Source organism: Polaromonas sp. P1_G4 (assembly GCF_056405475.1).
The window spans coordinates 1-1,105 of the sequence record NZ_JBFUCA010000876.1; the positions used below are offsets into that span (position 1 = coordinate 1).

Annotated in this window: 2 protein-coding genes; both read left to right on the forward strand. The window is 60.1% G+C overall.

Annotated elements, in window-relative coordinates:
• On the forward strand, positions 1-415 hold a 415-nt coding region (locus AC1D1X_RS24085; protein WP_477699455.1), incomplete at its 5' end, for an AMP-binding enzyme.
• A gap of 196 nt (positions 416-611) precedes the next feature.
• A partial coding sequence (locus tag AC1D1X_RS24090) for an ABC transporter substrate-binding protein (RefSeq protein ID WP_477699456.1) occupies positions 612-1,105 on the forward strand: 494 nt, incomplete at its 3' end.

Genomic DNA, 1,105 nt, shown 5'->3' on the forward strand with positions numbered 1-1,105 from the left:
GTACTGGAACAACCGCACCAAGACCAAAGCCACCTTTGCCGGCGAATGGACCAAGAGCGGCGACAAATACACCCGCGACGCTGACGGCTACTACACCTACGGCGGGCGCAGCGACGACATGCTCAAGGTCGGCGGCATTTACGTCTCGCCGTTTGAAGTCGAAGCCTGCCTGATGACGCACCCCGCCGTACTGGAAGTGGCGGTGATCGGCGTGGCCGACGCTGACGAACTCATCAAGCCCAAGGCCTATGTGGTGCTCAAGGCCGGGCAGGCCGCCACCGTGGACGAACTCAAGGCCCATGTGAAGCTGCAGCTTGCACCCTACAAATACCCGCGCTGGATTGAATTTGTGAGCGAACTGCCCAAGACGGCCACCGGCAAGATCCAGCGCTTCAAGCTGCGCCAGCCGCACTGACATGGAAAACCCCGGGAAGCAGGCAGCCGGAAAATACCCTGCGCCGGCGGGCCGAAAAAATGCGCAAATCGGGCACGGCTATTGCTTTAGGTGTAAACAATTTAATCTTCAATCTCGGGTTTTACACTAGGGCTGCATACACAACGCACGCTTACTATTCGTCTCACTGTCTTCAGTCTCAACCAGGAGCTATTCCATGACTTCACGCCGACTTGTATTGACCCGCAGTGCTGCCGTTATCGGTGCCGCTTCCACCGGCCTTTTGCTGCCCGAAATCGTGCGTGCGCAGTCCGCCAAGGTGCGTGTGGGTTTCATGCTGCCCTATACCGGCACCTTCGCCCAGCTCGGCGTCGCCATTGAAAACGGCTTTCGCATGGCCATCAACGAACAAGGCGGCAAACTCGGCGGCCGCGAGATCGAATACTTCAAGGTCGACGACGAGTCCGAACCTTCCAAAGGCATTGAAAACGCCAACAAACTGGTGCAGCGCGACAAGGTCGACGTGCTCGTCGGCACGGTGCACTCGGGCGTGCAGATGGGCATCCAGAAAGTCGCCCGCGACTCCGGCGTGCTGAGCCTGATCCCCAACGCCGGCGTGCACGCCGCCACGCGCAGCCTGTGCGCGCCCAATGTGTTTCGCACGTCTTTCACCAACTCGCAGCCCACGCGCGCGCTGGGCAAGGCCATGGT